Origin of the sequence: Flavobacterium sp. (assembly GCF_049318185.1) — a bacterium.
Classification (GTDB): domain Bacteria; phylum Bacteroidota; class Bacteroidia; order Flavobacteriales; family Flavobacteriaceae; genus Flavobacterium.
Window position 1 is genome coordinate 1 of record NZ_JBMOGV010000023.1, and the last position, 23986, is coordinate 23986.

A 23986-nucleotide genomic window follows, 5' to 3' on the forward strand; every position below is an offset into this window, starting at 1 on the left:
GTATAAAACTAATAACTGTCTAATTTTTAGTTTAACTGTTCTTGAAAAACTTCTAAAAGAAACTCTGGAGAAATAATTTTAGTTGGAGAAATTTCCATGGCTTTCAAAACACGTTTGATAGCATGAGGATTTAATCCCATAGTAATTCCAATTTCATGTATTTTATTTTGTTCGCGTTCATGCAAAACTCCATCGCAATGCATTAACAATGCTAAACGATAAAATTGCTGAACACGCTCAAATTGTGACTTGATGACCATTGAATAATTTTCTTGATGAAACAACGCTTTAAAATCTTCTGAATTAATTTGAAGTTCACCAGCAATCATAGTGAGAAAAAGATATTCTCTCTCGTGCAATTTTCCATCAACCACAGAAAAAGTAATCATCTCCGCTAATAGCAATAATTTTTCTTCGTAGTTGCTCATTAATTAATTTAATTATTAGCTAAAATATTAATTTTTGTGATATTATAATGTTTTATTTTTTAACATTGATGCACAATTATTTTATTTAATTTTGACTTCTTAAATTTTGACTATTATGAAAACTTTAAAAATAGTGTTTATTTGTCTTGTACTATCTACTATGAATGCTACAGCTCAATATGGTAACCCTTATGGTAATAGAATGGGTGGTTTTGATAGAAGCAATCAAATTCCTCAAAATAACGAACCCAAAGAGCCAACACCAGAGGAAATTACTAAAGCTAGAACTGAAAGAGTAGATAAATTTATGAAACAGTTAAAAGATAATTTAACCCTTGACGATCTTCAGTACATTGCCATCAAAAATGAATTGATTGGGAATAGTAAGAGTGTTGATATTTTGATGAAAAGTGAGATATCACAAGAAGACAAAACCAAACAATATCAAGCCATTCAAGAAAAAACTGAAAAAATAATCAACAGTTATTTGAATTCGTCGCAAAAAGAAAAATACCAAATACTGAGGGATGAAAAAGGTTTTGGTAATGATACCAAAAAGTCAAAAAAGAAAAAGAAAGAATTAGAATAAAAAATTAAACATAAGGTCATCCCTAATGGCAAACAGCCTATTTAAATTATGGAGATAAAAGTTTAAAAGACTTACCTTTGGCTGTTTTAGTTTACCAAAACGACAAAAAATAATATTTTAATTTTCAGCACAAAAGAGGCTAAACCAAATTCAGCATAAACATGAACAATAACGATATATTCAAAAAACTACGTGTGGCTCTTCAACTTCGCGATGATCAAATTGTAGAAATACTAGAACTAGTTGATTTCAGAATGTCAAAAGGAGAAATTGGTAACTTTTTTAGAAATGAAGACCATCCAAATTTCATGGAATGTGGAGATCAAGTGTTGCGCAATTTTTTAAACGGATTGGTTATTCATTTGCGTGGCACCAAAGAAAATCCTAAAAATGCTATGGATGTGATAAAACAAAATCAGGAAACAGTTAAAAAAAACATAGTTACTAAGCTTAAAGTAGAAACTAAAACAGAATTCACCAGAGAAAAAAGCGAACGGAGCGAAATAAAACCAAAAACCGAAATCAAGAAAAAACCTTTTAATTCTAAAGATAAAAAACAAACAACAAAAATACAAGTAGTTGAAAAGGTTAAGTTTAAAAATGGTAAAAAATAGTTTTATTAATCTATTTACAGTTGTTGCCCTTATCAAGCAGTCTAGCGCTTGCCTATAAAATTTGTAACTTGTTTTGCTAAACCTTTAAGGTTTAAGTAATATTAAAATAAAAAAGATCTAAAATGAAAAAAGCGATATTCCTTCTATTAGGCATTTTGGCAGTATCTTGTAACAAAAAAGAGCCAACAGCCCAAAGCGATTTACCGTTCTTCTTTTTTGACCAAATAGATTATTATCATAAAACTATTTCGGATGATACAATAAATGCCATAATAAAAAAACAAAACAAATCCAGAAAAGAACAAGGATTATTACAAATCATTAAAGGAAAAGTACCCGTAAGCACGCTAGATACTTTGTTTATTAATAACATGGAGATTTTAGCGTTTGAAAAAGAAACACTTCCTAAAACCTTAAATGCTAAAATAAGTCATTTATTTTCACTCAGAACAGTAGAAAAACCTGATTATCCAGCTTGTGAAAAAGTATACCGAACCATACTAGTTTTTAGAAATAAAAATAAAGTTATTGGAATTGCTAAAATCTCTTCGGATTGTAGTTTGAATTCTATAGTTGGTGCACGATACGATGCCTCTCAGTTTGGATTATCTGGAGAATGCAAAGAATTACAAGAAATTTTATCAAAACTAAAAAAACAAACTCATTAACAATTCATCACACACCTTCATTTTTCACAATTAAAATTTTAACTTTGTTCGCTTTAAAAAATTAGAACTATGATTTATAAATTCAGAGCAATTCTCGATGCTGAAGAAGATGTTTTCAGGGACATTGCTATCCAAGAAGAAGATACTCTAGAAGATTTGCATAATGCCATTGTAAACGCCTTTGGTTTTGATGGTTTAGAAGTGGCTTCCTTCTATACTTGCGATGATCAATGGAATCAAGAAGATGAAATTCCAATGTTTGATACTGGCGATGTAGCAGGTGAACAAAAAATCATGAGCGATTATGCTTTAAATCAATTATTAGGCAAAGACCAAACCAAGATTATCTATGTGTATGATTTTATCAATATGTGGACGTTTTTAGTTGAACTTGCAGCTGTTGAAGAAGAAGAAATTAGTGTGATTTATCCAAATCTTTTATTCTCTCATGGCGAATTGCCAACCATTGCTCCCGAGAAAGAATTTGAAGCTGAAGGCGAAGATTTTTACTCAGAATTTGAAGATGACTTAGACGAAGAAGATCTTGATATGTTTAGTGGAGATGATAGTTTTGAAGACTTTGGATTTGAGGAAAATTGGAATTAACGAAGTCACTTAGTGACTCAATAGCTAAGTTGCTGTGTTTTTTTATATTTGAGTAAACTATAAAATCAAAAAAAAAAAAACTTTTAGAGATTTATTTATTTGGCAAAAATCAATGACATTAGTGACCCAAACCTATAAGTTAACACAAAATTTTCCAAAAGAAGAATTATTCGGATTGACTTCTCAAATTAGAAGAAGTGCTATTTCACTACCAAGTAATATTGCTGAAGGATATGGTAGAGAGAGCAACAAAGAATTTTATAGATTTATAAACATTGCAATCAGTTCCTTGTTTGAATTTCAAACACAAATCGAAATTGCAAAAAACATCAACTATTTAAACGAAATCGAATTTAAAAATATATGAATAAACTAGAGAACTAGAAGCAATGATTATTTCCTTTTCAAAAAAGCTAAAATAGTCTCAGCAACTCAGTCACTTAGTTACTCAGCAACTTAAAAAAAATGATCAACCTATTTAATGCTCATATTGAGAGCTTATCAATACACCGTGTAGGAAATAAAAGCCGAAACGAAGCTATTTTCCTTTCAGACCAACCCTATAATTTGAATGATGAAATTGTTCCATTGTTAAAGGAATATTTTTTCAAACCATTTCGAGAAAAAGAAGAAAACTATTTTCAGTTTGCACACGAAGTAGATATAGAATATAACGATATGTTCAATTTGGTTACCGAAATTTTCACTAATCCAAGTGAAACTCATGAAGTATCAAAAAAGATTACCAAACATCTTTTTGAACAATCAAATCATCCACACATAAAGAATGGAGAAGTTTATGTGGCGCATATTACCAATTTGAATATTGATAATACTATAGTTGATGCTATAGGTGTCTTTAAAAGTGAAATTCAAACTGATTTTATGCAGTTTAAAGAAAAAGGCACTACGCTAGAAATGATTTTACAACAAGGTATTAACCTTAACAAACTAGATAAAGGTTGCTTAATTTTTAACCACAAAAAAGAAGAAGGGTATAAAATTTTAACGGTAGACAGCAACCGCTATGATACACGTTATTGGTTAGAGCACTTCCTTTCGGTAGATGCGTTTCAAGATGAAAATTTCTTCACTAAAAAGTATTTGAAATTCTGCCAAGGTTTTGCAAAAGATGTCGTTTTCCCTGCCGAAGACAAGAAAGAAGAAGTAATGTTCATGAACCGTTCGGTCAATTATTTTGCCAAAAACGATCAGTTTGAAGAAAGTAATTTCTTGAACGAAGTTTTAGATAATCCAGACTTAATCCCTGAGTTCAAAAACTATAAAGTAGATAAAGGTGAAAAATATAGTATTGAAGACATTACTAATTTTCCAATTGCCAATGCTGCCGTAAGCGATGCCAGAAAATCTATTAAAAACGTAATCAATTTAGACACTAATATCCAAATCAAATTAGATTTCATCAACCCAGAAAGTGCTGAGAAATATGTTGAAAAAGGTTGGGACGAAGAAAAACAAATGTATTACTACTTGGTATATTTTAATAAAGAACAAAAAAGTTAAATTACCTTATAACCTAAACCTAAGAATTTTATCCTCAATTGATAAATCGATTGAGGATATTTTAATTTTGAATATAGCAGACAATGTTAAAAACAATAAATCAGCTATCATATTTCTTTACATTTGTCAAAATTGCTCTACTTATACAATGTTAAAAAATTTATTTTTTGGAATATTTCTGTTTTCTCTATCTTGTCAAAATCTTCAAGGGCAGGAAAAAAACATTGGTAATGATTCGGTCAAAGTATACAAAAAAATAGAAAACTTTTCTAACAAAAATAAATTCAATAAATTTATTTACAAACTTTTATTCAAGTCTAATCGGAAAGTAAAACCCACTTCTAATTCGAACAGAAATAAATATTTTATCGAAAAATCATTTGAAAGATCGGAAGGTAAAATCATAAGAAATATTTATATCGAAACTTTAGACCCGTTTGGATATGCTGTTGAAAATCATAAAGATGTGCCTGAAAAAGGTTTTGAAAAAACAGGCAATCGATTACATTTAAAAACCAAAAACTGGACAATTAAAAACTTGTTACTTTTTAAAAAAAATGAACTTTTAGACTCTCTTAAGACAAAAGAATCTGAACGTTTGATAAGAAGGCAACGCTATGTAAGAAGTGTAATCATAAAACCTATTGAAATTCCAAACAATAAAGATTCTGTTGATGTTTCTATTAGAGTTTTAGATTCTTGGAGTTTAATTCCAAACGGTTCACTTTCTAACACACAAGCCAATTTTGAAATTACAGAAAGAAACTTTTTGGGATTGGGTCACGAATTTGAAAATGATTTTACTAAACGTTTTACAACAGATCAAAATGCCTATTTAGGAAGATATTCTATAAGTAATATTAAAAACACTTTTATTAACACTACCATTTCTTACGAGAATTCATTGAATAATTATACTACTAAAAGCATAAAAATAGAACGCCCTTTTTACTCACCATTAACCAGATTGGCTGGAGGAATGTATTTTGAAAACAAGTTTTATATAGATTCATTACCAGATAACAATACCCTATTTGCAAAACAATCTTTTAAGTTAGAAACACAAGACTACTGGTTTGGGCATTCATTTAAAATCTTCAAAGGGAAAAATATCGATTTTAGATCCACTAATCTAGTTACTTCAATAGGTTATAAAAATAGCAGTTATTTAATAACACCATCTTTAGCTTATGATAGTTCACGTTTTTTTGCTTCAGAAAAATTATATCTAGCGACAATTGGCTTAAATACTAGAAAGTTTTATGAAGACAAATACTTGTTCAATTTTGGAATTATAGAAGACGTTCCCTATGGACAGGTTTATGCATTAACAGGAGGTTTTCAAGATAAAAATTATCAAAGAAGAAGTTACTTTGGTGGAAGATTTTCCTATGGTGATTATTTCTCCTTTGGCTACTTAGGAACAAATATAGAATGGGGAAGTTTTTTTACTAATGGAATAACCGAAGAAATGACCTTTAAAATTGAAACAAATTATTTTACTAATTTACTGTATCTCGGCGATTGGAAAATTAGACAGTTCATAAAACCTATACTGACTATAGGAAATAACAGAGCACCAATTATAAAAGATAGAGTTATAATCTCAGACGAAAATGGAATTGTAGGTTTTAATAATCCCTTAATTAACGGGACAAAAAAATTAACTCTTGCTCTACAAACTCAAACCTATGCGCCAGGAAATTGGCATGGATTTCACTTTAGTCCCTATCTTAATACTACTTTTGGATTACTGGGAGACAAATCCAATCAAGTTTTTGATCATAAATTATATTCAAAATTTAGTTTGGGAGTATTAATTAATAATGATTATTTGGTATTTAATAGTTTTCAAATCTCTCTTTCATATTATCCATCTATTCCCTATGAAGGGATTAATATATTCAAAACTAATTCATTTAAAAACAATGATTTAGCTTTGCCAGATTTTCAAATTGGTCAACCGATTATTGTTCCGTACAGATAATAATATTTTATAAGTCGCCAATTATAAGTTTTTAAAACAATTTATTAGCTAATTCTATTTCAATAAAAAAGCAGTAACAATTTAAAGTTTAATTCGTCATATCTTTAACCTAAAAAATTTACTTTTGGAAACAACTATTCTTTCTATAAACAAACTCAATAAACATTTCGGGAAAGTTCATGCTGTAAAAGATGTTTCTCTAGAAATACACAAAGGTAATGTCTATGGAATTCTCGGGCCAAATGGTTCGGGAAAGTCCACTACATTAGGAATCATTTTAAATGTAGTCAACAAAAATTCTGGAGATTACAGTTGGTTTGGCGGCACAATGCAAACCCATGAGGCGTTAAAAAAAGTGGGTGCTATTATTGAAAGACCTAATTTTTATCCTTATATGACTGCCAAAGAAAATTTAGAATTGGTATGTAAAATCAAAGGTGTAGATTACTCTAAAGTAATTGAAAAATTAGAAATAGTTGGGCTTATCGATAGAAAAGACAGCAAATTCAAAACTTTTTCACTTGGAATGAAACAACGATTAGCCATTGCTTCCGCCCTACTGAATGACCCCGAAATTTTAATCCTTGATGAACCAACTAATGGTTTAGACCCACAAGGTATACATCAAATTCGTGATATTATTAAACTCATTGCTTCACAAGGAACTACAATTCTATTGGCTTCTCACCTCTTGGATGAAGTAGAAAAAGTATGTAGTCATGTTTTAGTTCTTCGTTTGGGGAAAATTTTATACAGCGGAACTGTTGATGGAATGACTAATCAAAAAGGATTCTTTGAACTTCAAGCGAAAAATAATTCAACGCTTATTGAATCCTTAAAAAATCTTCCTGATTTTGAAAAGGTTTCAGAAGTAGACGGAAAAGTTATTGTACATTTTAAACATGATATTGAAGCTTCGCAATTAAACAAACTTTTATCTGATAAAGGAATTTATTTGAATCATTTAGTAAATAAAAAACTGAGTTTAGAAGAACAATTTCTAGCACTAACAAATATATAAAAGTCGCAATCATGTATAGATTACTCTCTATAGAATTACAAAAAATATGGAAAAACAGAGCCAGTAGAATATTGACTCTAAGTTATTTTGTTATCCTTTCGTTTATTGCTTTAATTGCTTCTATAAAATTCAACATTGGAAGTTTTGAGTTGCATTTTGCACAGATGGGAATCTTTAACTTTCCATTTATTTGGCATTTCAACACTTATATTGCTGCCATTTTAAAATTCTTTTTAGCTATAGTTATCGTTTCAATGATGGCCAATGAATATAGTTATGGCACTTTAAAACAAAACTTAATTGATGGTATGAGCAAAAAAGAATTTGTGTTATCAAAATTCTTAACCGTTATCCTTTTTGCCTTAACATCAACAGTATTTGTTTTTATAATGTCACTGATCTTAGGCTACAGCTTTTCGTCTTACATTGAATTAGGAATTGTTTTCTCAGATTTAGAGTACCTCCTAGCCTATTTTGTTAAATTAGTTGGCTTCTTCTCTTTTTGTTTATTTCTTGGTGTCTTAGTTAAACGTTCAGCTTTTGCTATAGGTTTTCTTTTTGTTTGGTTTTTGGTTGAAAAAATAACATACTTAACTTTAAAATTTGATATATTCAATCGTGATCCACGAGTAGATCAAGTTTATACTTTCATGCCGCTTGAATCTATGAGTAATATAATTGTTGAGCCTTTTACAAGATTAAGTGCTATTAAAAGCTTGCAATCAGCAGTTGGTGAAAATTCAATTAAAGATTATAGTGTGCATTTTTCATCAATTATTATTGTTTTAGTATGGACAGCGATATTCATTTTCTTATCCTATAAAATAATCAAAAAAAGAGATTTATAATCAATCATTTACTTTTCTTTTATATTTATTAATTTTAGCGAATGAAAAATAAGTTATTTTTTTTACTTTTTACTTTTACAGTAAGCCTAAATTGTTTCTCTCAATTTAGCAAAACACATTATATTCCGCCTCTTTCCGGTTCTAGTATTATTATTTCTGAAGATCAATTTTTATATATTTCAACACCTAGTATTACTAAAATAAACTTTAGAATTATTGAATTAGGCGGAACTACCATTTTTGGGAAAGTTTCTAGAGATGAGCCTTATGTCTATAATGTTGGATTTGGTAACAATACACATCTTCATGTTGATGCTTCTTTATCCAATACCATTTTCAGCAATAAAGGTTATATCGTAGAAGCTGATGATTTGGTCTATGTATCTGCAAGAGTTACAGCTGGAAATGGAAATCAAGCTGGAGAATTAGTTTCAAAAGGCCTCGCCTCTTTGGGAAATCGATTCAGAATTGGTGCTTTTACTAACGTTTTATTAAGTAATTATGATGAAAAACATACAACTTTTATTTCTGTGCTAGCAACTGAAAATAACACAATTGTAAATTTTAGCAATCTAAAAACAAACGTCACACCAATAAATAGCTCAACAGGTAACAGTCCTTTTAGTATTACGTTAAATAGTGGTCAAAGTTATGTATTGGCAGTTCAAGGCCCCAACACGGCTAACCGTAATGGATTAATTGGTTCCCTAGTAACTTCAGACAAACCTATCGCCCTAAACTGTGGTTCATTTGGTGGAAGTAATGCTGTAGGTAATTTGGATTTGGGTTTTGATCAAATAGTATCTGCCGAAAGAACAGGAACGGAATATGTTTTTATTAAAAGCACAGGTGTTTCAGAAGTTGAAAAAGTACTTTTGGTGGCAGATGAAGATAATACCCAAATTTTCATAAATGGCTCAACAATAGCCATCGCCACTATAAACGCTGGTAATTATTATGAAATTCTTGGAAATGTATTTAATACCGATGGAAATTTATATGTACAAACCTCTAAAAAAACATTTGCCTACCAAAGCATAGGGGATAATAGCTCATCTGATCAGAGAAATCAAGAAATGTTTTTTGTTCCTCCATTAAGTTGTCAAACACCAAGAGTGATAGACAATATTCCATTTATTGATTATGTAGGGAATAGACAATTTATTGGTAGAGTAACTCTGGTAACAAAAACAGGTTCAACCTTAAATTTTATTATTAATGGAGTTAATTATACATTAGCTACTTTACCGTTTGGTGTATCGGTTAATGGCCCAACAAATGTAACTGGAAATGCAGACTACGAAACTTATGTTTTAACTGGTGTTACGGGTAATGTTTCTGTATATTCTACTGGGGAATTATATTTGGCTGCATATGGTTCCAGTGGTGCAGCAACTTTTGGTGGGTTTTATTCTGGATTTACCTTTAAACCAGAAGTGATTTTCAATCAAATAGACGTATTACAATCTAGTTGTATTCCAAACACCAATTTATCGGTAAATACGCTGAGTCCTTTTGATACTTTTCAGTGGTATTTTAATGATTTAGTTATTCAAAATGAAACAAATAGCACTTATACACCCACAGCACCAGGCTATTACTATGTTTCTGCAACTATTGCAGGTTGTAGTGACCCTAAAGACTCTGATAAAATCCCTGTGAGCACTTGTCCGATTGACTCAGATAATGATGGTGTTAATAATAATAACGATCTTGACAATGACAATGATGGTATAACAAATTGTACAGAATCCTATGGAAATCAAAATTTTAATTTAACAAATACGAATGGTGGCTCAATAAATATTGGAAATTACACAAATGCATACACAGGAGCAGTATCTTTTTCAGGAACAGGAATTCCATCGACAAATCCCATTATAGGAGATGCAAATGGAAATTTTGTAACAGAGGCCGCTCAAGGAAAAGAAAATAAAATAAATTATACGGTATCCAATTTCACAAATCCTATTAGTCTAGCTGTTGAATATGCTTCAACTGCTTTGGATTCAGATTTGTTTACGTCATCTACAGAGATAAGAATTACGTGTCCTGTAAATAAAACATTGACGGTTTTGAACCCTGACAATCAAATTCTTATTGATACTAATTATGATGGGATTTTTGAAAATGGAATAACTGAATATTCCTCATTTGAAATTCGTTTTCGTTTAAACAGTAATATTCCTTTAGTAGCAGGAACAGGAACATTCTCTATCAGAGGTAATTTCATAAATTCTATTTTAATTACAAATATAAACCTTGTGAACACAAGTACTAGCCGAGTTGCCTTAAGGTTACTAGCTACTTGTGTCCCTAAAGATTCTGATGGAGATGGAATTGCTGACCAAAATGATTATGATAGTGATAATGACTCCATAACAGATTTGGTAGAATACCAAGGAACCAATGTTATAGCTCTTTCAAATATTGACACCAATAATGATGGAATAGATGATGCCTTTGTAACAGGAACAACACCAGCTGATAACGATTCTGATTCGATACCAAATTATCTTGATTTAGATGCTGATAATGACGGAATCCATGATCTAGATGAGTCAGGAAGTAATGCAACCGACCTCAATAATAATGGAATTATAGATGGCGCCAATTTTGGTGTCAATGGTTTAGCCAACTCATTAGAAACATCGACTGATAGTGGAATTGTAAACTACTCATTAGCCGATACTGATACTGATGGAATATTTAATTACATAGAATTAGACAGTGACAATGATTTGTGTAACGATGTCATTGAAGCTGGATATTCAGATAGTAACGGTGATGGTCTTTTAGGCGGAACTGTTCCTCCAACTGTTAACCTAACTAACGGAATGGTAACAAGCGGGACGGGTTATGGTAATCCGAATGCGAATTACACGATTGGTTCGCCGATAGCAATTGTCGGCCAACCAGTAAGCGTGCAAGTATGTCAGTCGCTAAGTGCCAGTTTTACGGTAAATCCGACCGCTGCCGATAGTTATCAATGGCAAATTTCTACTGATGGTGGCACCACATGGACAAATTTAACAAACAATGCTAACTATTTTGGAACTACCGCTATTTCAATGACGGTTACTAATGTTACACCTGCCACACCAAATCATCAATATCGAGTAGTTTTAAATAGAATTGGCAATTCTTGTGGATTAATTTCTAGTCCAGCTACTTTGACTACCTATCCTTTACCGATAATTACCACACCCATTAGTATTGTGCAATGTGATGTTGATACTGACGGAATATCAGCAGTTAATTTAACCGTAAAAAATCCTTCAATATCACCAAATTTTGTCACGGACACGTTCTCCTATTTTACAACGCAAGCAGCGGCGCAAAATAATAATCCAGCATTTCAGATAAATAATCCAATTGCTTATACTACTTCATCCACAACGGTTTGGGTGCGCGTTGTAAATTCAGATGGTTGTCCGATTGTAGGTCGCATCGATGTGGTGGTTTCTGCAACACAAATTAGTGAAGCTACTTTTCAACGCAATTTTGCAAAATGTGATGACGCTATCGCTGGGATTTCATCAGATTTTGATGGGACTTCAGTTTTTATATTTGACACTGTTACTCCCGAAATTCAAAATTTACTGCCACCGCCAAGTTCAAATTACACCATTACATATTATGAAAACTTAGCAAATGCTGAAGCAGAAACTTTCCCAATTAATCCTGCAAATTATCGCAACACCACGCCAAATGTTCAGCAAATATATGTTCGTATTGATAGCAATTTAGACAACCAATGTTATGGTCTAGGAAATTTCGTTACACTTACCGTTGAACCCGTTCCTACCGCAAATCCAGTAAATCCTTTAAATTTAATTCGTCAATGTGATGACAATCAAGACGGAATTTATGGTTTCAACACCTCAACAATTCAAGCTGCTGTTTTAAATGGTCAAACTGGCGTAAATGTTCAGTATTTTAGGTCAAATGGAACGACATTACCATCACCGCTTCCCAATCCGTTTTTTGTAAATAGTACGGAAACCATTACAATTAGAGTAAATAATAATACAACGCAAACTGGTGGAACGCCTTGTTATGATGAGATTACGTTACAATTTATTGTTGATGATTTTCCAGAAGCGTTTGCCATTGACCCTAACTTAACATCAAGATGTGATGATGAACCCAATCCAATTGACCAAGATGGATTTATCGATTTTGATACAACTAATTTTCTAAATACCATTTTAGGAACACAAACCGGAATGAATGTTTACTATTATGATGAAAATAATAGTTTAATTCCAACTACAATTCCAACTACAATTCCAAATCAATTGCCCAATCCTTTCAAAACTGGCACACAAAATGTTAGAGTAGTTGTCGAAAATCCAATAAATACAGCTTGTAATGCACAACTTATCATTCCTTTTGTAGTTCGTCCTACTCCAAAAATTGACCAAGAAGAAAGTATAATAATCTGTTTACCAAATACGCAAGCTTTGATTGATGCAGGAATTCTCGATCAAACTTCAACTTCAAATTATAGCTTCCAATGGTACGATAATAGTGCCATATTAAATGGTCAAACCAATCCAACTTTGACAATAAATAGTCCAGGGATTTATAGTGTAACTGTGTCAAATGCATCTAATTGTTCCAAAACAAGAACAATTGCTGTAACTGGTTCTGAAATAGCAACTCTTCAAAATATTCATATCGTAGATTTGTCTGATATCAATTCTATACTAATCAATTATACTGGTTCTGGAGTATATGAATTTGCTATTGACGATATAAATGGACCTTATCAGGATAGCAATTTCTTCAACAATGTTCCCATGGGGCTTCATGAAATATTTGTAAGAGATAAAAATGGTTGCGGAACACTCGGCCCTTTAGCGGCAACCGTATTAGGAATTCCTCATTATTTTACACCAAATGGTGATAGTTTTCATGATTATTGGAATGTAAAAGGTGCCAATTTGCTTTCCAATTCTAAATCTGTAATATCTATTTTTGACCGTTTTGGTAAATTATTAAAACAACTCTCAGCAACAAGCGCTGGTTGGGACGGAAATTTTAATGGTAATCAATTACCAGCTGATGACTATTGGTATTCCATTGAATTTGAGGATGGAAGAAGTGCAAAAGGACATTTTGCTTTGAAACGATAAATAACTATTTAAAATTCATAAAAAAACTATCAGTTTTTAGGTGATAGTTTTTTTATGCAAGTTGAAAATTAGATTTTATTACGTTTTCTATCATTCTCGTTTAAATAAATTTTACGCAAACGAATAGATTTAGGTGTCACCTCAACATATTCATCTTTCTGAATATATTCTAATGCTTCCTCCAATGAGAAAATAATCGGAGGAATAATTCTTGCTTTTTCATCATTTCCTGAGGAACGAACGTTTGATTGTTTTTTGGCTTTTGTGACATTGATAGCCATATCATCGCTTCGAGAATTTTCGCCAATAACTTGTCCTTCATAGATTTCATCATTAGGATTCACGAAGAATTTGCCTCTATCTTGTAATTTATCAATAGAATAAGGAATTGCTTTACCGTTTTCCATAGAGATTAATGAACCATTGTTTCTTCCAGGAATTTCTCCTTTGTAAGGTTCGTATCCAATGTAACGGTGTGCCATGATTGCTTCTCCTGCAGTAGCTGTTAGCAATTGATTTCTTAAACCAATAATTCCTCGAGATGGAATGTTGAATTTAATAATCATACGTTCACCTTTAGCCTCCATACTCAACATTTCTCCTTTACGGATAGTTACAAATTCAACTGCTCTTCCTGATAAATGCTCAGGCAAATCGATGGTTAATTCTTCTATTGGTTCACATTTTTTTTCATCAATTTCCTTAATAATAACTTGAGGTTGACCAATCTGCATTTCATATCCTTCTCTTCTCATAGTTTCTATCAACACTGACAAGTGGAGAACACCGCGACCAAAAACCATAAACTTATCAGCTGAATCAGTTTCACCTAATTTCATTGCTAAATTTTTCTCTAACTCTTTAGTTAAACGATCTCTGATATGACGAGAGGTCACAAATTTGCCTTCCTTTCCAAAAAATGGGGAGTCATTAATAGTAAACAACATACTCATTGTTGGTTCATCAATTGCAATTGTCTGTAAAGCTTCAGGATTTTCAAAATCGGCAACAGTATCCCCAATTTCAAAACCTTCAATTCCAACGATAGCACAAATATCTCCAGCAATTACACTTTCTACTTTTTTACGGCCAAGACCTTCAAAAGTGTGTAATTCTTTTATTCTTGATTTTAAAATCCTACCATCTCTTTTTACTAAAGAAATTGGCATTCCTTCTTTTAGTTCTCCTCTTTCTAATCTTCCAATAGCAATACGACCAGTAAATGAAGAAAAATCTAAAGATGTAATTAACATTTGGGGTGTACCTTCAGATACTTTTGGAGCTGGTACGTGAGCAACTACCATATCTAATAATGGTTCAATGTTTGTTGTAACATTTCTGAAATCATCAGACATCCAATTTTGTTTAGCTGAACCGTAAACCGTTGGGAAATCTAACTGCCATTCTTCTGCACCTAATTCAAACATTAAGTCGAAAACTTTCTCATGAACTTCTTCAGGAGTACAGTTTTCTTTGTCAACTTTATTAATAACCACACAAGGTTTCAATCCTAAGTCTATAGCTTTTTGTAGCACAAAACGTGTTTGTGGCATTGGTCCTTCAAAAGCATCTACCAAAAGACAAACTCCATCAGCCATATTTAATACACGTTCAACTTCACCCCCAAAATCGGCGTGACCTGGTGTATCAATAATATTAATTTTTGTTCCTTTATAAACTACAGAAACATTCTTTGAAGTAATAGTGATACCTCTCTCTCTCTCTAGATCGTTATTGTCAAGAATTAAATCACCTGTATTTTCATTCTCACGAAATAATTGACAGTGATACATAATTTTATCAACCAAAGTTGTCTTACCGTGGTCAACGTGTGCAATAATTGCAATGTTTCTAATAGATTCCATGTGTGCTTTTTTGTGGGTGCAAAGGTACACTTTATTTTCAGCTAAAAAAACAATAACAAATTAGTTTACATATTAAAAAAATAAAGGTTTTTGATAAATTAAAAACTGGGATAACTAAATGTAAAGTTTACTATGTAGAAGCTTTAAAAAACGATTTTAAATTTTTATATTAATAAATAAAAAAAGCACTCCGTGAGGAGTGCTTTGATAGTAATTTTATGCATTTAACTATAACTTAGAAACGTGTTTTGTCAATTTAGATTTTAAATTAGCAGCTTTGTTATCATGAATGATATTTTTCTTAGCTAATTTATCAATCATAGAAATTACAGTAGATAATTTCGCAGAAGCCTCTAATTTATCAGTAGCTAATCTTAATGCTTTGATAGCATTACGAGTAGTTTTGTGTTGGTATCTATTTAATACTCTTTTCTTATCGTTACTTCTAATTCTTTTTAAAGCTGACTTGTGATTTGCCATTTTTTCTTTTATTTTGTTTAAAATTGTAGCCCGTAGGGGAATCGAACCCCTCTTACCAGGATGAAAACCTGGCGTCCTAACCGATAGACGAACGGGCCGTCTTTCTCAATGCGGATGCAAAAATACAACTATTTTTTATTTTCGCAAGATTAGTATATATTTTTTTTTATTTTTTTTAGTAAGCTTTTGCAAATAGCACCCTACCAAGAGATTTGGCTCCAGAAAAAACACAAATTCCTTCTTGCTCTACTCTATTTAATGGGATACATCTTATTGTAGCTTTAGTTAAATCCTTTATTTTTTCTTCAGTTTCTGAAGATCCATCCCAGTGAGCAGATATAAATCCCGCTTTTCTTTCTAAAACATCTTTAAATTCTTCAAAAGAATTAACTTCAGTAATGTGTGAATTTCTGTATTCTAGAGCTTTATTGTATAAATCGTTCTGAATTTGTTCTAACAATTGATTGATATAATGTACTGCACTAGTGTTTGAAATAACTTCTTTTGTCAATGTATCTCGCCTAGCGATTTCAAAGGTTTCATTTTCTATATCTTTTGGTCCAATAGCAATTCTAACAGGAACCCCTTTTAATTCCCATTCCGCAAATTTATATCCTGGTTTTTGTGTAGTTCGATTATCAAACTTAACAGAAACTCCGGATTTTTTCAACTGAGTAACTAAATCGTTCGCTACATTTGAAATTTTATCAAATTCTTCGTCTGTTTTGAATATTGGAACAATGATAACTTGTATTGGAGCCAAGTTTGGTGGCAAAACCAATCCGTTATCATCAGAATGAGTCATAACTAAAGCACCCATTAAACGAGTAGAAACTCCCCATGACGTTCCCCATACATATTCTTGTTTTCCTTCATGATTAGCAAATTTCACATCAAAGGCTTTAGCAAAATTTTGCCCAAGAAAATGTGAAGTTCCTGCTTGTAATGCTTTTCCATCTTGCATTAATGCTTCAATACAATAGGTTTCTTCTGCTCCTGCGAATCGTTCAGTGGCCGTTTTTATCCCTTTTACAACAGGAATAGCCATAAAATTTTCAGCAAAATCAGCATAAACATGCATCATTTTTTCAGACTCTTGAACAGCTTCTGCCTTTGTGGAATGTGCAGTGTGTCCTTCCTGCCATAAAAACTCTGCAGTTCTTAGAAACAATCTAGTTCTCATTTCCCATCTTACTACATTAGCCCATTGATTAATTAATAAAGGTAAATCTCTGTAAGATTGAATCCAATTTTTATAAGTAGACCAGATAATAGCTTCACTCGTTGGGCGAACAATTAGTTCTTCTTCTAGCTTTGCATTAGGGTCAACCATCAATTTTCCTGGTTTGTCAGGATCATTTTTTAATCGATAATGGGTAACAATAGCACATTCTTTGGCGAAACCTTCAGCATTTTTTTCCTCGGCTTCAAACATGCTTTTAGGTACAAAAAGAGGAAAATAGGCATTACTATGCCCTGTTTCTTTGAACATTCTATCTAATTCTGCTTGCATTTTTTCCCAAATAGCGTAGCCATATGGCTTAATAACCATACAGCCTCTAACCCCAGAATTTTCGGCTAAATCTGCCTTAACAACTAGTTCGTTATACCACTTTGAATAATCTTCTTCTCTTTTTGTCAAATCCTTGCTCATATTGAATGTTTTGGCATAAAAATTGTTTAACTAATTTTAACTAAATAGTTTGGCAAAACTAACTATTTTTGTATAGTCCAACAATAAAAATGCTATAGATATGAAAACTAATTATTTTACCCGTAAAAGATTATCCATTTATTCGATATGTGGACTAATCGCATTTGTGATTTCCTCTTGTGGTTCTTATCAAAATAGTTCATACTATGATAGTGATGGTGTTTATGGAAATTCACAATCAAATAGAACAGTTGTTTCTAATAGCAATTCACAAAGTAGTAAATATCAAGAGTACTTTAGTGATTTAAATAATAACCAAGACATTTTTACTAATGTGGATAATTATAGTTCAACTAATATTGATACAATTGCTAATACTACTGAAAATTACAATTCAAATTCTAACAATTCTAGTTGGGGAAACAATCCTCAGACAGTAACTGTAAATGTGTATGATAATAATTGGGGATATGGCTATTGGAATAACTATTGGTATGGTGGTTATTGGGGTTGGAATAGTTGGTATGGTCCTTCATGGGGATGGAATAGCTGGTATGGACCTGGACTGAGTATGGGTTGGGGAATTGGATGGAATAATTGGTATGGACCTGGTTGGTATGGTAATTATTGGGGCGGAAATTATTATAACAACTATTATTACTCTCACTCTGGTGGCAGAAGAGGCTATTCGTATGGAGATTATGGAAACAGAATTGTTGGTGCTAGAAGTGGCAACACAAGAAATTCATCAACCAATTTTAATGGTGTAAGAGGAAATAACAACTTTGCAACTCCAAGAAATAATAATTTTAACAACACTAGAAGCAACTTTAATAACCCTAGAAATATCAATAATTCTGTTCCTAGTAGAACTAATTCTAATAGCTCACCAAGACCTAGTTCTAATCCAAGTCCAACTCAACCAAGAGAAAACACTAGAACTGAATCAAATACTCCTACACGATCTTACACTCCTAGCTCAAATTATGGAGGGGCAAGTCCGTCTGGGGGAGGATTTAGCGGGGGAAGATCTTCTGGGGGAAGAAGATAAATTTAAAAAAACTTTTTATAGCTATCTTTTTTTTTAATCAGCATAGTTTTTTTTAAACAAAAACAATCATACCATGAAAAAAATTTTTTTATCAATAATTTTAGGATTTTCATTTGTTTCAATTCAAGCACAAGAGACAACACCTGAAGACGCTTTAAGACTTGCTGTTGACAACTTAACTGGCACTGCAAGATTTAGAGCCATGGGTGGTGCATTTGGCGCAGTTGGTGGTGATTTATCATCAATTAATGTAAATCCAGCTGGCTCAATATTTTTCAATAACAATTATGGAACTATAACAGGTTCTGTATATAATGCTAAAAATAAATCAAGATATTTCGGAAAATATACAAATGATAATGACAACACTTTAGATATCAATCAAATTGGAGCTGTATTTATTTTTAAAGATACTAAAAACAGTAAAAATGATTGGAAAAAAATTGCTTTTGCTTTAAATTATGAGAATTCAAATAATTTTAACAATAGTTTGTTTTCTGCTGGAACAAATCCATATAACTCAATAGGGAATTATTTTTTGGATATTGCTCAAGGAATTCAAACAAATGTATTGACCAATTATAATTACTATGATTTAAATTTTTATCAGCAACAAGCTTATTTAGGCTATGATACTTATATTTTTGAAGCTAGTAATACTACTCCAAACAATACTTCCTATTATACAAACATTCCAACCGGAGGAAATTATTATCAAGAAAATCAAATCTCAACATCGGGTTATAACGGTAAATTAACGGCAAACTTTTCAGCGGCCTATAAAGACCTATTATTTCTCGGGGGAAATTTGAATTTTCACTTTGTAAATATTCAAAAAACTTTTTCTGTATATGAAAGCAATACTAATCCTGTTTATGATACCGGTTCAACAATTACAGAAATACTTTTTGAAAATCAATTAACAACTACTGGTTCTGGTTTTTCTCTTAATTTAGGAGCTATTGTTAAACCTATAGAAAGCTTAAGAATTGGATTGTCTTATGAATCTCCAACTTGGTACAGATTAACAGATGAATTACAACAACAATTAAGCACTCATAGCTTAAACAATCCAGATAACAATGAATATCCAAAATCCTTTCATGACCCTTTGACTTATCTTCCTTATAAAATTCAAACACCCGGAAAATGGACAGGAAGTTTAGTTTACATTTTTGGAAAGAAAGGATTAATAAGTGCTGATATTTCTACAAAAGATTATACTGCAACCACTTTTAGACCAAAAAATGATTATACAGGTTTAAATAATTTCATGCAAAACGCTTTAAAAGATGCTATTGAAGTTAGAGTTGGTGGAGAATATAGAATTAAACAAGTAAGCCTTAGAGCAGGTTATCGTTTTGAAGAAAGTCCTTATAAAGTGGATCAGACTTTAGGAGATTTGACAGGTTATACTGGCGGACTTGGTTACACTTTTGACGACAGCAGAATAGATTTGGCCTATTCCTATGATCACCGAAATTTAAATCAAACATTCCTTTCTTCAGGGATGACAGATCCTGCAAGAATTAGCAGACAAAACAATAACATTACTATTAGTTATTCCATAAATTTTTAAATAATAATACTATTCACAAAAGTAAAACCGTTTCAATTGAAGCGGTTTCTTATTTTTTATAATAATTCACTAGAAGAATAATTCGGAATAAATAATGTAATTTTGCACTCCAATTTAAAATCAATGAGAACTAAGTCATTAAAGAAAAATAAAATTAACGTTATCACCCTTGGATGCTCTAAAAATACCTATGACAGTGAGGTTTTAATGGGTCAATTGAAAGCCAGTGGCAAAAAAGTTGTTCATGAACAAGAAGGAAATATTGTAGTAATAAACACTTGTGGATTTATAGATAATGCAAAAGCGGAATCAGTAAATACTATTCTTGAATATGCCGATAAAAAAGAACGAGGTATAGTTGACAAAGTTTTTGTTACCGGATGTTTATCAGAAAGATACAGACCCGATTTAGAAAAGGAAATCCCTAACGTAGACCAATATTTTGGAACTACCGAATTGCCACTTTTACTAAAAGCACTTGGTGCCGATTACAAGCACGAATTGCTTGGTGAACGAATCACAACCACACCTAAAAATTATGCTTATCTAAAAATTGCAGAAGGTTGCGACCGTCCCTGTAGTTTTTGTGCTATTCCAATAATGCGAGGCAAACACGTATCACAATCTATTGAAAAATTAGTTAGAGAAGCAGAAGGATTAGCAAAAAATGGTGTAAAAGAATTGATACTTATTGCTCAAGACCTAACTTACTATGGGTTGGATTTATACAAAAAAAGAAATCTTGCTGAATTATTAGAAAACTTAGTAAAAGTTGAAGGTATTGAATGGATACGACTGCATTATGCTTTCCCAACTGGTTTTCCAATGGATGTTTTGGATTTAATGAAACGCGAGCCAAAAATTTGTAATTACATAGATATTCCTTTGCAACACATTTCTGATAATATTTTGAAATCGATGCGACGGGGAACTACCAAAGAAAAAACTACAAAGCTTTTACAGGATTTTCGTGCTGCTGTTCCGGGAATGACCATTAGAACTACATTGATAGTAGGTTATCCAGGAGAAACGCAAGAAGATTTTGAAAACATGAGAGATTGGGTTCAAGAAATGAAGTTTGAAAGATTGGGTTGTTTTACCTATTCTCATGAAGAAAACACTCATGCCTACTTACTAGAAGATGATGTTCCAGAAGAGGTAAAACAAGCGCGTGCAGCTGAAATCATGGAAATACAGTCTCAAATATCATGGGATTTAAATCAAGAAAAAATTGGGCAAACCTTCAAATGTGTTATTGACAGAAAAGAAGGCCAACATTTCATTGGAAGAACAGAATTTGATAGCCCAGATGTGGATAATGAAGTTCTTATTGATGCTTCAAAATTCTATGTAAAAACAGGAGATTTTGTAAACGTGAAGATTATAGAAACCACAGAATTTGACCTTTATGGTGAACCGCTATAAATAATTAAAACTGTAAATAGTTAAGATTATAAATTATACTTTCTTTTCTAAATCGAATTTTAAATCAATTTCTGCAGATTCTGCAATTTTACTTTTAACCACTGATGGTATTTTGATATTGTAATCTAGTGACTTAACTTTAAAAGTTGACGTTGCAACAAGCTTTTCACCAGATTGAACAAATGTGATTTTGATTTTTACTTTTTTAGTTACTCCATGTAAGGTGAAATCCCCTTCAACATCAAAAGTTGCTTTCCCAGATAACAATTTTGTTGCATCATAATTAGTCACTTTTCCTTTAAAAGTAGCTTTTGGAAACTTATCACTTTCAATATAATTTTCATTAAAATGCTCTTCCATTAAAGGTACTTTAAATCGGAAAGCTTTAACCAAAGCCAAAACAGCAATTTCGCCTGTGGATTTATCAAAAATGCAAGATGCTGTATTGTTTTTGGCAGCAACTTCCTCAAAAGCCGGCACTGATGCTTCAAATTTTATTTCTCCAGAACGAGTAATCATCTTTTGAGAAAACGAATAAGTAGAGCATAACAATCCAACGAATAATAACATCTTTTTCATAGTACTTTCTTTTAGTTTGGATAACCGTTAACTACCCATTTTTTTATTATATCAATTCTAGTTTGTGGCATTCTACCTGATTGTGGCATTACTGCTCCACAAGATTGGTCATCAATTCTGCAAATCATATTTCCATTTTCGGCAGCATCTCTTACTTGAGCATAGGTTTCCATAGTAGGATATTCAGCAGCAGCTGCACTATGACATGATAAACAATTATTTTCAATAATAGGTTTTATATTTTTTGAATAGGTTGGATTTTCAACTTCTCCAGATATTTCTTCGTAAGTTGTAGAATCACAAGAATACCCAATAAAACATGCAATCATGAATACGATTATAATTTTTACTGCTTTCATATTTAAAAAACTCTATATAAGTTAAAACCAAAATAAATTCCTTTCCCTTCTGTTATTCCATTGGCATTAGTAAAATAACTAACGTCATTCATTGCTTGACTGTTTGAAAATAGCAATTGAAATACATGTCCACCAGTTTCAATATCTATACCAATTGTTGCCGGATTATGATAAAAACTGGCCTCTCTAGCATTCAATCGAGCGGCATATTCCATATTCAAACTAATTCTTTTTGACAATTTATACCTTCCACCAAAAGCCAATAAAAAATTATCTTTTTCTTCAAATAAAGGTTCGTAAAGATTTTTATGAATATAAATCGGATTTAATTCTAAAGAAAAGCTGTTAGAAAACTTTCTCGATATTGGAAATTGTGTACTAAAAGCAAATCTACTAGATGATTTCAATTCGGGAAACTCATCTTTACTTAACTTAGAGTTGATATCCATAGTATTATAACCTACAATAGTTACTGGAAAACCATCAACTTCTTGATCAGCAAACTTATATTTGGCTGATACTTCATAGTTTTTATTCAAAGTGTGACGTGAAAAACCGATGGTTAACCAATTTGTTACGCCATACAAACCTCCGATTTTAGCTGAGGCATTATCAAAACCAAAGAAATTTTCAAATCCATTCGTTAAATCACCAAACTTGTGTGATACTAAAAAATACCACTCGCCTTTGGATGCAAGCTTTGTTGATTGCATAGTACAAACTTGTAATCCTTTGAAAGCGGCAATTTCAATTTCTTTCTTTTCTTTGCTAACAGAGTCTAATTCATTCAATAAATCATCTTGTGCATTCGAGAAACTAAACACAAAAAGAAAAAATACAGTAAAAGCAATTTTAGATAAATTCATTTTTTTATTTCTATTTTACAATTAAACAAAGGTCTAATTTTAATTCTTCTATAAGGTCATCATAACCTGTTACTCGACCTTTAATGTTAATTTGACTACCCATAGTAACTTTTTCTGAAACTTGTAATTGACAAGAAACTTTCTCGTTTAACGTAATCACATTTTTACCAATATTAGTAACTTTTCCAGAAATTTGTACAGTTTTGTTCAAGTATTTTTTGGTTGCCATTTCAGGTTTATTTGAAAACTCACTAAAAATAGCAGTTGCTGATGTAGTGAATTCCGATTTTTCAGATGGGATATCTCTTGCTCCAGCAGTCATTATATAATTATATCCTAAACAACCTATAAATATAATAAGAATAAATACTATTAAAAACGTTACTTTTTTATTCATGCTTTTTTTGTAATTCAAATATAAATATTATCGGTGAAGATTTTATCAATTACTATTTTAATTTGATACTGAAACATACAAATTTACAACAACCCTATTCTAAGATTTCTTAAGATTTGATTTAGTGAATATTACATCATCTAAATGCTACAATGTAAGTAGTCCAAAATCTTTCAAAGCATTCATTGGTTTTGAGAACCAAAATAGTTCAAAGTCTTCAAAACCAATTTCAAAATCAATTTTTAGTTGAGCATAGGTTTGGTTTTTGCTTTGGGAAACAGAAAGTGTTTCGAGCTTTGTAACAA

General features: G+C 31.6%; 21 protein-coding genes and 1 tRNA gene. 13 read left to right on the plus strand and 9 right to left on the minus strand.

Going from position 1 to position 23986, the window contains the following annotated elements; genetic code table 11:
* Positions 1 to 26: 26 nt before the first annotated feature.
* On the minus strand, positions 27 to 428 hold the full coding sequence (locus ACOYLT_RS03675; RefSeq protein ID WP_422852495.1) for an excinuclease ABC subunit B: 402 nt from the start codon (positions 426 to 428) through the stop codon (positions 27 to 29).
* A 115-nt stretch (positions 429 to 543) separates the two neighbouring features.
* On the opposite strand from ACOYLT_RS03675, the gene ACOYLT_RS03680 reads away from it, so the two are divergent.
* The 10 genes from ACOYLT_RS03680 (at position 544) to ACOYLT_RS03725 (ending at position 13426) form a co-directional block, all read left to right on the plus strand.
* Complete coding sequence (locus ACOYLT_RS03680; RefSeq protein ID WP_422852496.1) at positions 544 to 1017, plus strand: hypothetical protein; 474 nt, start codon at positions 544 to 546, stop codon at positions 1015 to 1017.
* Positions 1018 to 1178: 161 nt separating this feature from the next.
* On the plus strand, positions 1179 to 1631 hold the full coding sequence (locus ACOYLT_RS03685; protein ID WP_422852497.1) for a DUF1456 family protein: 453 nt from the start codon (positions 1179 to 1181) through the stop codon (positions 1629 to 1631).
* Between the two features lie 122 nt (positions 1632 to 1753).
* Positions 1754 to 2299, plus strand: coding sequence for a hypothetical protein (locus ACOYLT_RS03690; RefSeq protein WP_422852498.1), 546 nt, complete (start codon positions 1754 to 1756; stop codon positions 2297 to 2299).
* Positions 2300 to 2368: 69 nt separating this feature from the next.
* Entirely contained in the window at positions 2369 to 2905 is a 537-nt protein-coding gene (locus ACOYLT_RS03695) for an IS1096 element passenger TnpR family protein (RefSeq protein WP_422852499.1), read from the plus strand.
* 112 nt (positions 2906 to 3017) lie between these two features.
* Positions 3018 to 3272, plus strand: a complete 255-nt coding sequence (locus ACOYLT_RS03700; RefSeq protein ID WP_422852500.1) for a four helix bundle protein — start codon at positions 3018 to 3020, stop codon at positions 3270 to 3272.
* 98 nt (positions 3273 to 3370) lie between these two features.
* Entirely contained in the window at positions 3371 to 4429 is a 1059-nt protein-coding gene (locus ACOYLT_RS03705) for a nucleoid-associated protein (protein WP_422852501.1), read from the plus strand.
* Positions 4430 to 4577: 148 nt separating this feature from the next.
* Positions 4578 to 6416 (plus strand): hypothetical protein, encoded by a 1839-nt coding sequence (locus ACOYLT_RS03710; protein ID WP_422852502.1) that lies wholly within the window; start codon positions 4578 to 4580, stop codon positions 6414 to 6416.
* A 124-nt stretch (positions 6417 to 6540) separates the two neighbouring features.
* A complete protein-coding gene (locus tag ACOYLT_RS03715; RefSeq protein WP_422852503.1) occupies positions 6541 to 7437 on the plus strand; it encodes an ABC transporter ATP-binding protein in 897 nt (298 codons plus the stop codon).
* A gap of 11 nt (positions 7438 to 7448) precedes the next feature.
* A complete protein-coding gene (locus ACOYLT_RS03720; RefSeq protein WP_422852504.1) occupies positions 7449 to 8285 on the plus strand; it encodes an ABC transporter permease in 837 nt (278 codons plus the stop codon).
* Between the two features lie 41 nt (positions 8286 to 8326).
* Entirely contained in the window at positions 8327 to 13426 is a 5100-nt protein-coding gene (locus ACOYLT_RS03725) for a T9SS type B sorting domain-containing protein (RefSeq protein ID WP_422852505.1), read from the plus strand.
* A gap of 68 nt (positions 13427 to 13494) precedes the next feature.
* On the opposite strand, the gene typA is transcribed toward ACOYLT_RS03725, so the two are convergent.
* The 4 genes from typA to proS all read right to left on the minus strand — a co-directional run bounded on the left by typA (position 13495) and on the right by proS (position 17425).
* Complete coding sequence (gene typA, locus ACOYLT_RS03730) at positions 13495 to 15291, minus strand: translational GTPase TypA (protein ID WP_422852506.1); 1797 nt, start codon at positions 15289 to 15291, stop codon at positions 13495 to 13497.
* 228 nt (positions 15292 to 15519) lie between these two features.
* Positions 15520 to 15771, minus strand: a complete 252-nt coding sequence (gene rpsT / locus ACOYLT_RS03735) for a 30S ribosomal protein S20 (protein ID WP_422852507.1) — start codon at positions 15769 to 15771, stop codon at positions 15520 to 15522.
* Between the two features lie 26 nt (positions 15772 to 15797).
* Positions 15798 to 15869 (minus strand) — tRNA-Glu (locus ACOYLT_RS03740).
* A gap of 77 nt (positions 15870 to 15946) precedes the next feature.
* Positions 15947 to 17425: a proline--tRNA ligase gene (gene proS / locus ACOYLT_RS03745; protein ID WP_422852508.1), complete on the minus strand. Its 1479-nt coding sequence runs from the start codon at positions 17423 to 17425 to the stop codon at positions 15947 to 15949.
* Between the two features lie 100 nt (positions 17426 to 17525).
* Between proS and ACOYLT_RS03750 the strand changes: the two genes are divergently transcribed.
* The 3 genes from ACOYLT_RS03750 to rimO all read left to right on the plus strand — a co-directional run bounded on the left by ACOYLT_RS03750 (position 17526) and on the right by rimO (position 21480).
* A complete protein-coding gene (locus tag ACOYLT_RS03750; RefSeq protein WP_422852509.1) occupies positions 17526 to 18476 on the plus strand; it encodes a hypothetical protein in 951 nt (316 codons plus the stop codon).
* A gap of 73 nt (positions 18477 to 18549) precedes the next feature.
* Positions 18550 to 20055: an OmpP1/FadL family transporter gene (locus ACOYLT_RS03755; RefSeq protein WP_422852510.1), complete on the plus strand. Its 1506-nt coding sequence runs from the start codon at positions 18550 to 18552 to the stop codon at positions 20053 to 20055.
* 123 nt (positions 20056 to 20178) lie between these two features.
* On the plus strand, positions 20179 to 21480 hold the full coding sequence (rimO, locus tag ACOYLT_RS03760; RefSeq protein WP_422852511.1) for a 30S ribosomal protein S12 methylthiotransferase RimO: 1302 nt from the start codon (positions 20179 to 20181) through the stop codon (positions 21478 to 21480).
* A gap of 33 nt (positions 21481 to 21513) precedes the next feature.
* Here rimO and ACOYLT_RS03765 read toward each other — a convergent pair whose 3' ends face one another.
* Genes ACOYLT_RS03765 through ACOYLT_RS03780 form a run of 4 tightly spaced genes read right to left on the minus strand, consistent with a single transcriptional unit; the run spans position 21514 to position 23681 of the window.
* Positions 21514 to 22059, minus strand: coding sequence for a YceI family protein (locus tag ACOYLT_RS03765; RefSeq protein WP_422852512.1), 546 nt, complete (start codon positions 22057 to 22059; stop codon positions 21514 to 21516).
* An 11-nt stretch (positions 22060 to 22070) separates the two neighbouring features.
* The gene (locus tag ACOYLT_RS03770) at positions 22071 to 22418 is read right to left on the minus strand and encodes a hypothetical protein (RefSeq protein ID WP_422852513.1); all 348 of its coding nucleotides are present in this window, start codon (positions 22416 to 22418) and stop codon (positions 22071 to 22073) included.
* 2 nt (positions 22419 to 22420) lie between these two features.
* The gene (locus ACOYLT_RS03775; protein WP_422852514.1) at positions 22421 to 23284 is read right to left on the minus strand and encodes a DUF5777 family beta-barrel protein; all 864 of its coding nucleotides are present in this window, start codon (positions 23282 to 23284) and stop codon (positions 22421 to 22423) included.
* Positions 23285 to 23294: 10 nt separating this feature from the next.
* Positions 23295 to 23681, minus strand: a complete 387-nt coding sequence (locus ACOYLT_RS03780; protein WP_422852515.1) for an OB-fold protein — start codon at positions 23679 to 23681, stop codon at positions 23295 to 23297.
* Between the last annotated feature and the right edge of the window lie 305 nt (positions 23682 to 23986).

Bases quoted from the DNA above. Each gene is read 5' to 3' on its own strand.
- ACOYLT_RS03675 (WP_422852495.1), bottom strand. From the start codon at position 428: ATGAGCAACTACGAAGAAAAATTATTGCTATTAGCGGAGATGATTACT.
- ACOYLT_RS03680 (WP_422852496.1), top strand. From the start codon at position 544: ATGAAAACTTTAAAAATAGTGTTTATTTGTCTTGTACTATCTACTATG.
- ACOYLT_RS03685 (WP_422852497.1), top strand. From the start codon at position 1,179: ATGAACAATAACGATATATTCAAAAAACTACGTGTGGCTCTTCAACTT.
- ACOYLT_RS03690 (WP_422852498.1), top strand. From the start codon at position 1,754: ATGAAAAAAGCGATATTCCTTCTATTAGGCATTTTGGCAGTATCTTGT.
- ACOYLT_RS03695 (WP_422852499.1), top strand. From the start codon at position 2,369: ATGATTTATAAATTCAGAGCAATTCTCGATGCTGAAGAAGATGTTTTC.
- ACOYLT_RS03700 (WP_422852500.1), top strand. From the start codon at position 3,018: ATGACATTAGTGACCCAAACCTATAAGTTAACACAAAATTTTCCAAAA.
- ACOYLT_RS03705 (WP_422852501.1), top strand. From the start codon at position 3,371: ATGATCAACCTATTTAATGCTCATATTGAGAGCTTATCAATACACCGT.
- ACOYLT_RS03710 (WP_422852502.1), top strand. From the start codon at position 4,578: ATGTTAAAAAATTTATTTTTTGGAATATTTCTGTTTTCTCTATCTTGT.
- ACOYLT_RS03720 (WP_422852504.1), top strand. From the start codon at position 7,449: ATGTATAGATTACTCTCTATAGAATTACAAAAAATATGGAAAAACAGA.
- ACOYLT_RS03725 (WP_422852505.1), top strand. From the start codon at position 8,327: ATGAAAAATAAGTTATTTTTTTTACTTTTTACTTTTACAGTAAGCCTA.
- typA (WP_422852506.1), bottom strand. From the start codon at position 15,291: ATGGAATCTATTAGAAACATTGCAATTATTGCACACGTTGACCACGGT.
- rpsT (WP_422852507.1), bottom strand. From the start codon at position 15,771: ATGGCAAATCACAAGTCAGCTTTAAAAAGAATTAGAAGTAACGATAAG.
- proS (WP_422852508.1), bottom strand. From the start codon at position 17,425: ATGAGCAAGGATTTGACAAAAAGAGAAGAAGATTATTCAAAGTGGTAT.
- ACOYLT_RS03750 (WP_422852509.1), top strand. From the start codon at position 17,526: ATGAAAACTAATTATTTTACCCGTAAAAGATTATCCATTTATTCGATA.
- ACOYLT_RS03755 (WP_422852510.1), top strand. From the start codon at position 18,550: ATGAAAAAAATTTTTTTATCAATAATTTTAGGATTTTCATTTGTTTCA.
- rimO (WP_422852511.1), top strand. From the start codon at position 20,179: ATGAGAACTAAGTCATTAAAGAAAAATAAAATTAACGTTATCACCCTT.
- ACOYLT_RS03765 (WP_422852512.1), bottom strand. From the start codon at position 22,059: ATGAAAAAGATGTTATTATTCGTTGGATTGTTATGCTCTACTTATTCG.
- ACOYLT_RS03770 (WP_422852513.1), bottom strand. From the start codon at position 22,418: ATGAAAGCAGTAAAAATTATAATCGTATTCATGATTGCATGTTTTATT.
- ACOYLT_RS03775 (WP_422852514.1), bottom strand. From the start codon at position 23,284: ATGAATTTATCTAAAATTGCTTTTACTGTATTTTTTCTTTTTGTGTTT.
- ACOYLT_RS03780 (WP_422852515.1), bottom strand. From the start codon at position 23,681: ATGAATAAAAAAGTAACGTTTTTAATAGTATTTATTCTTATTATATTT.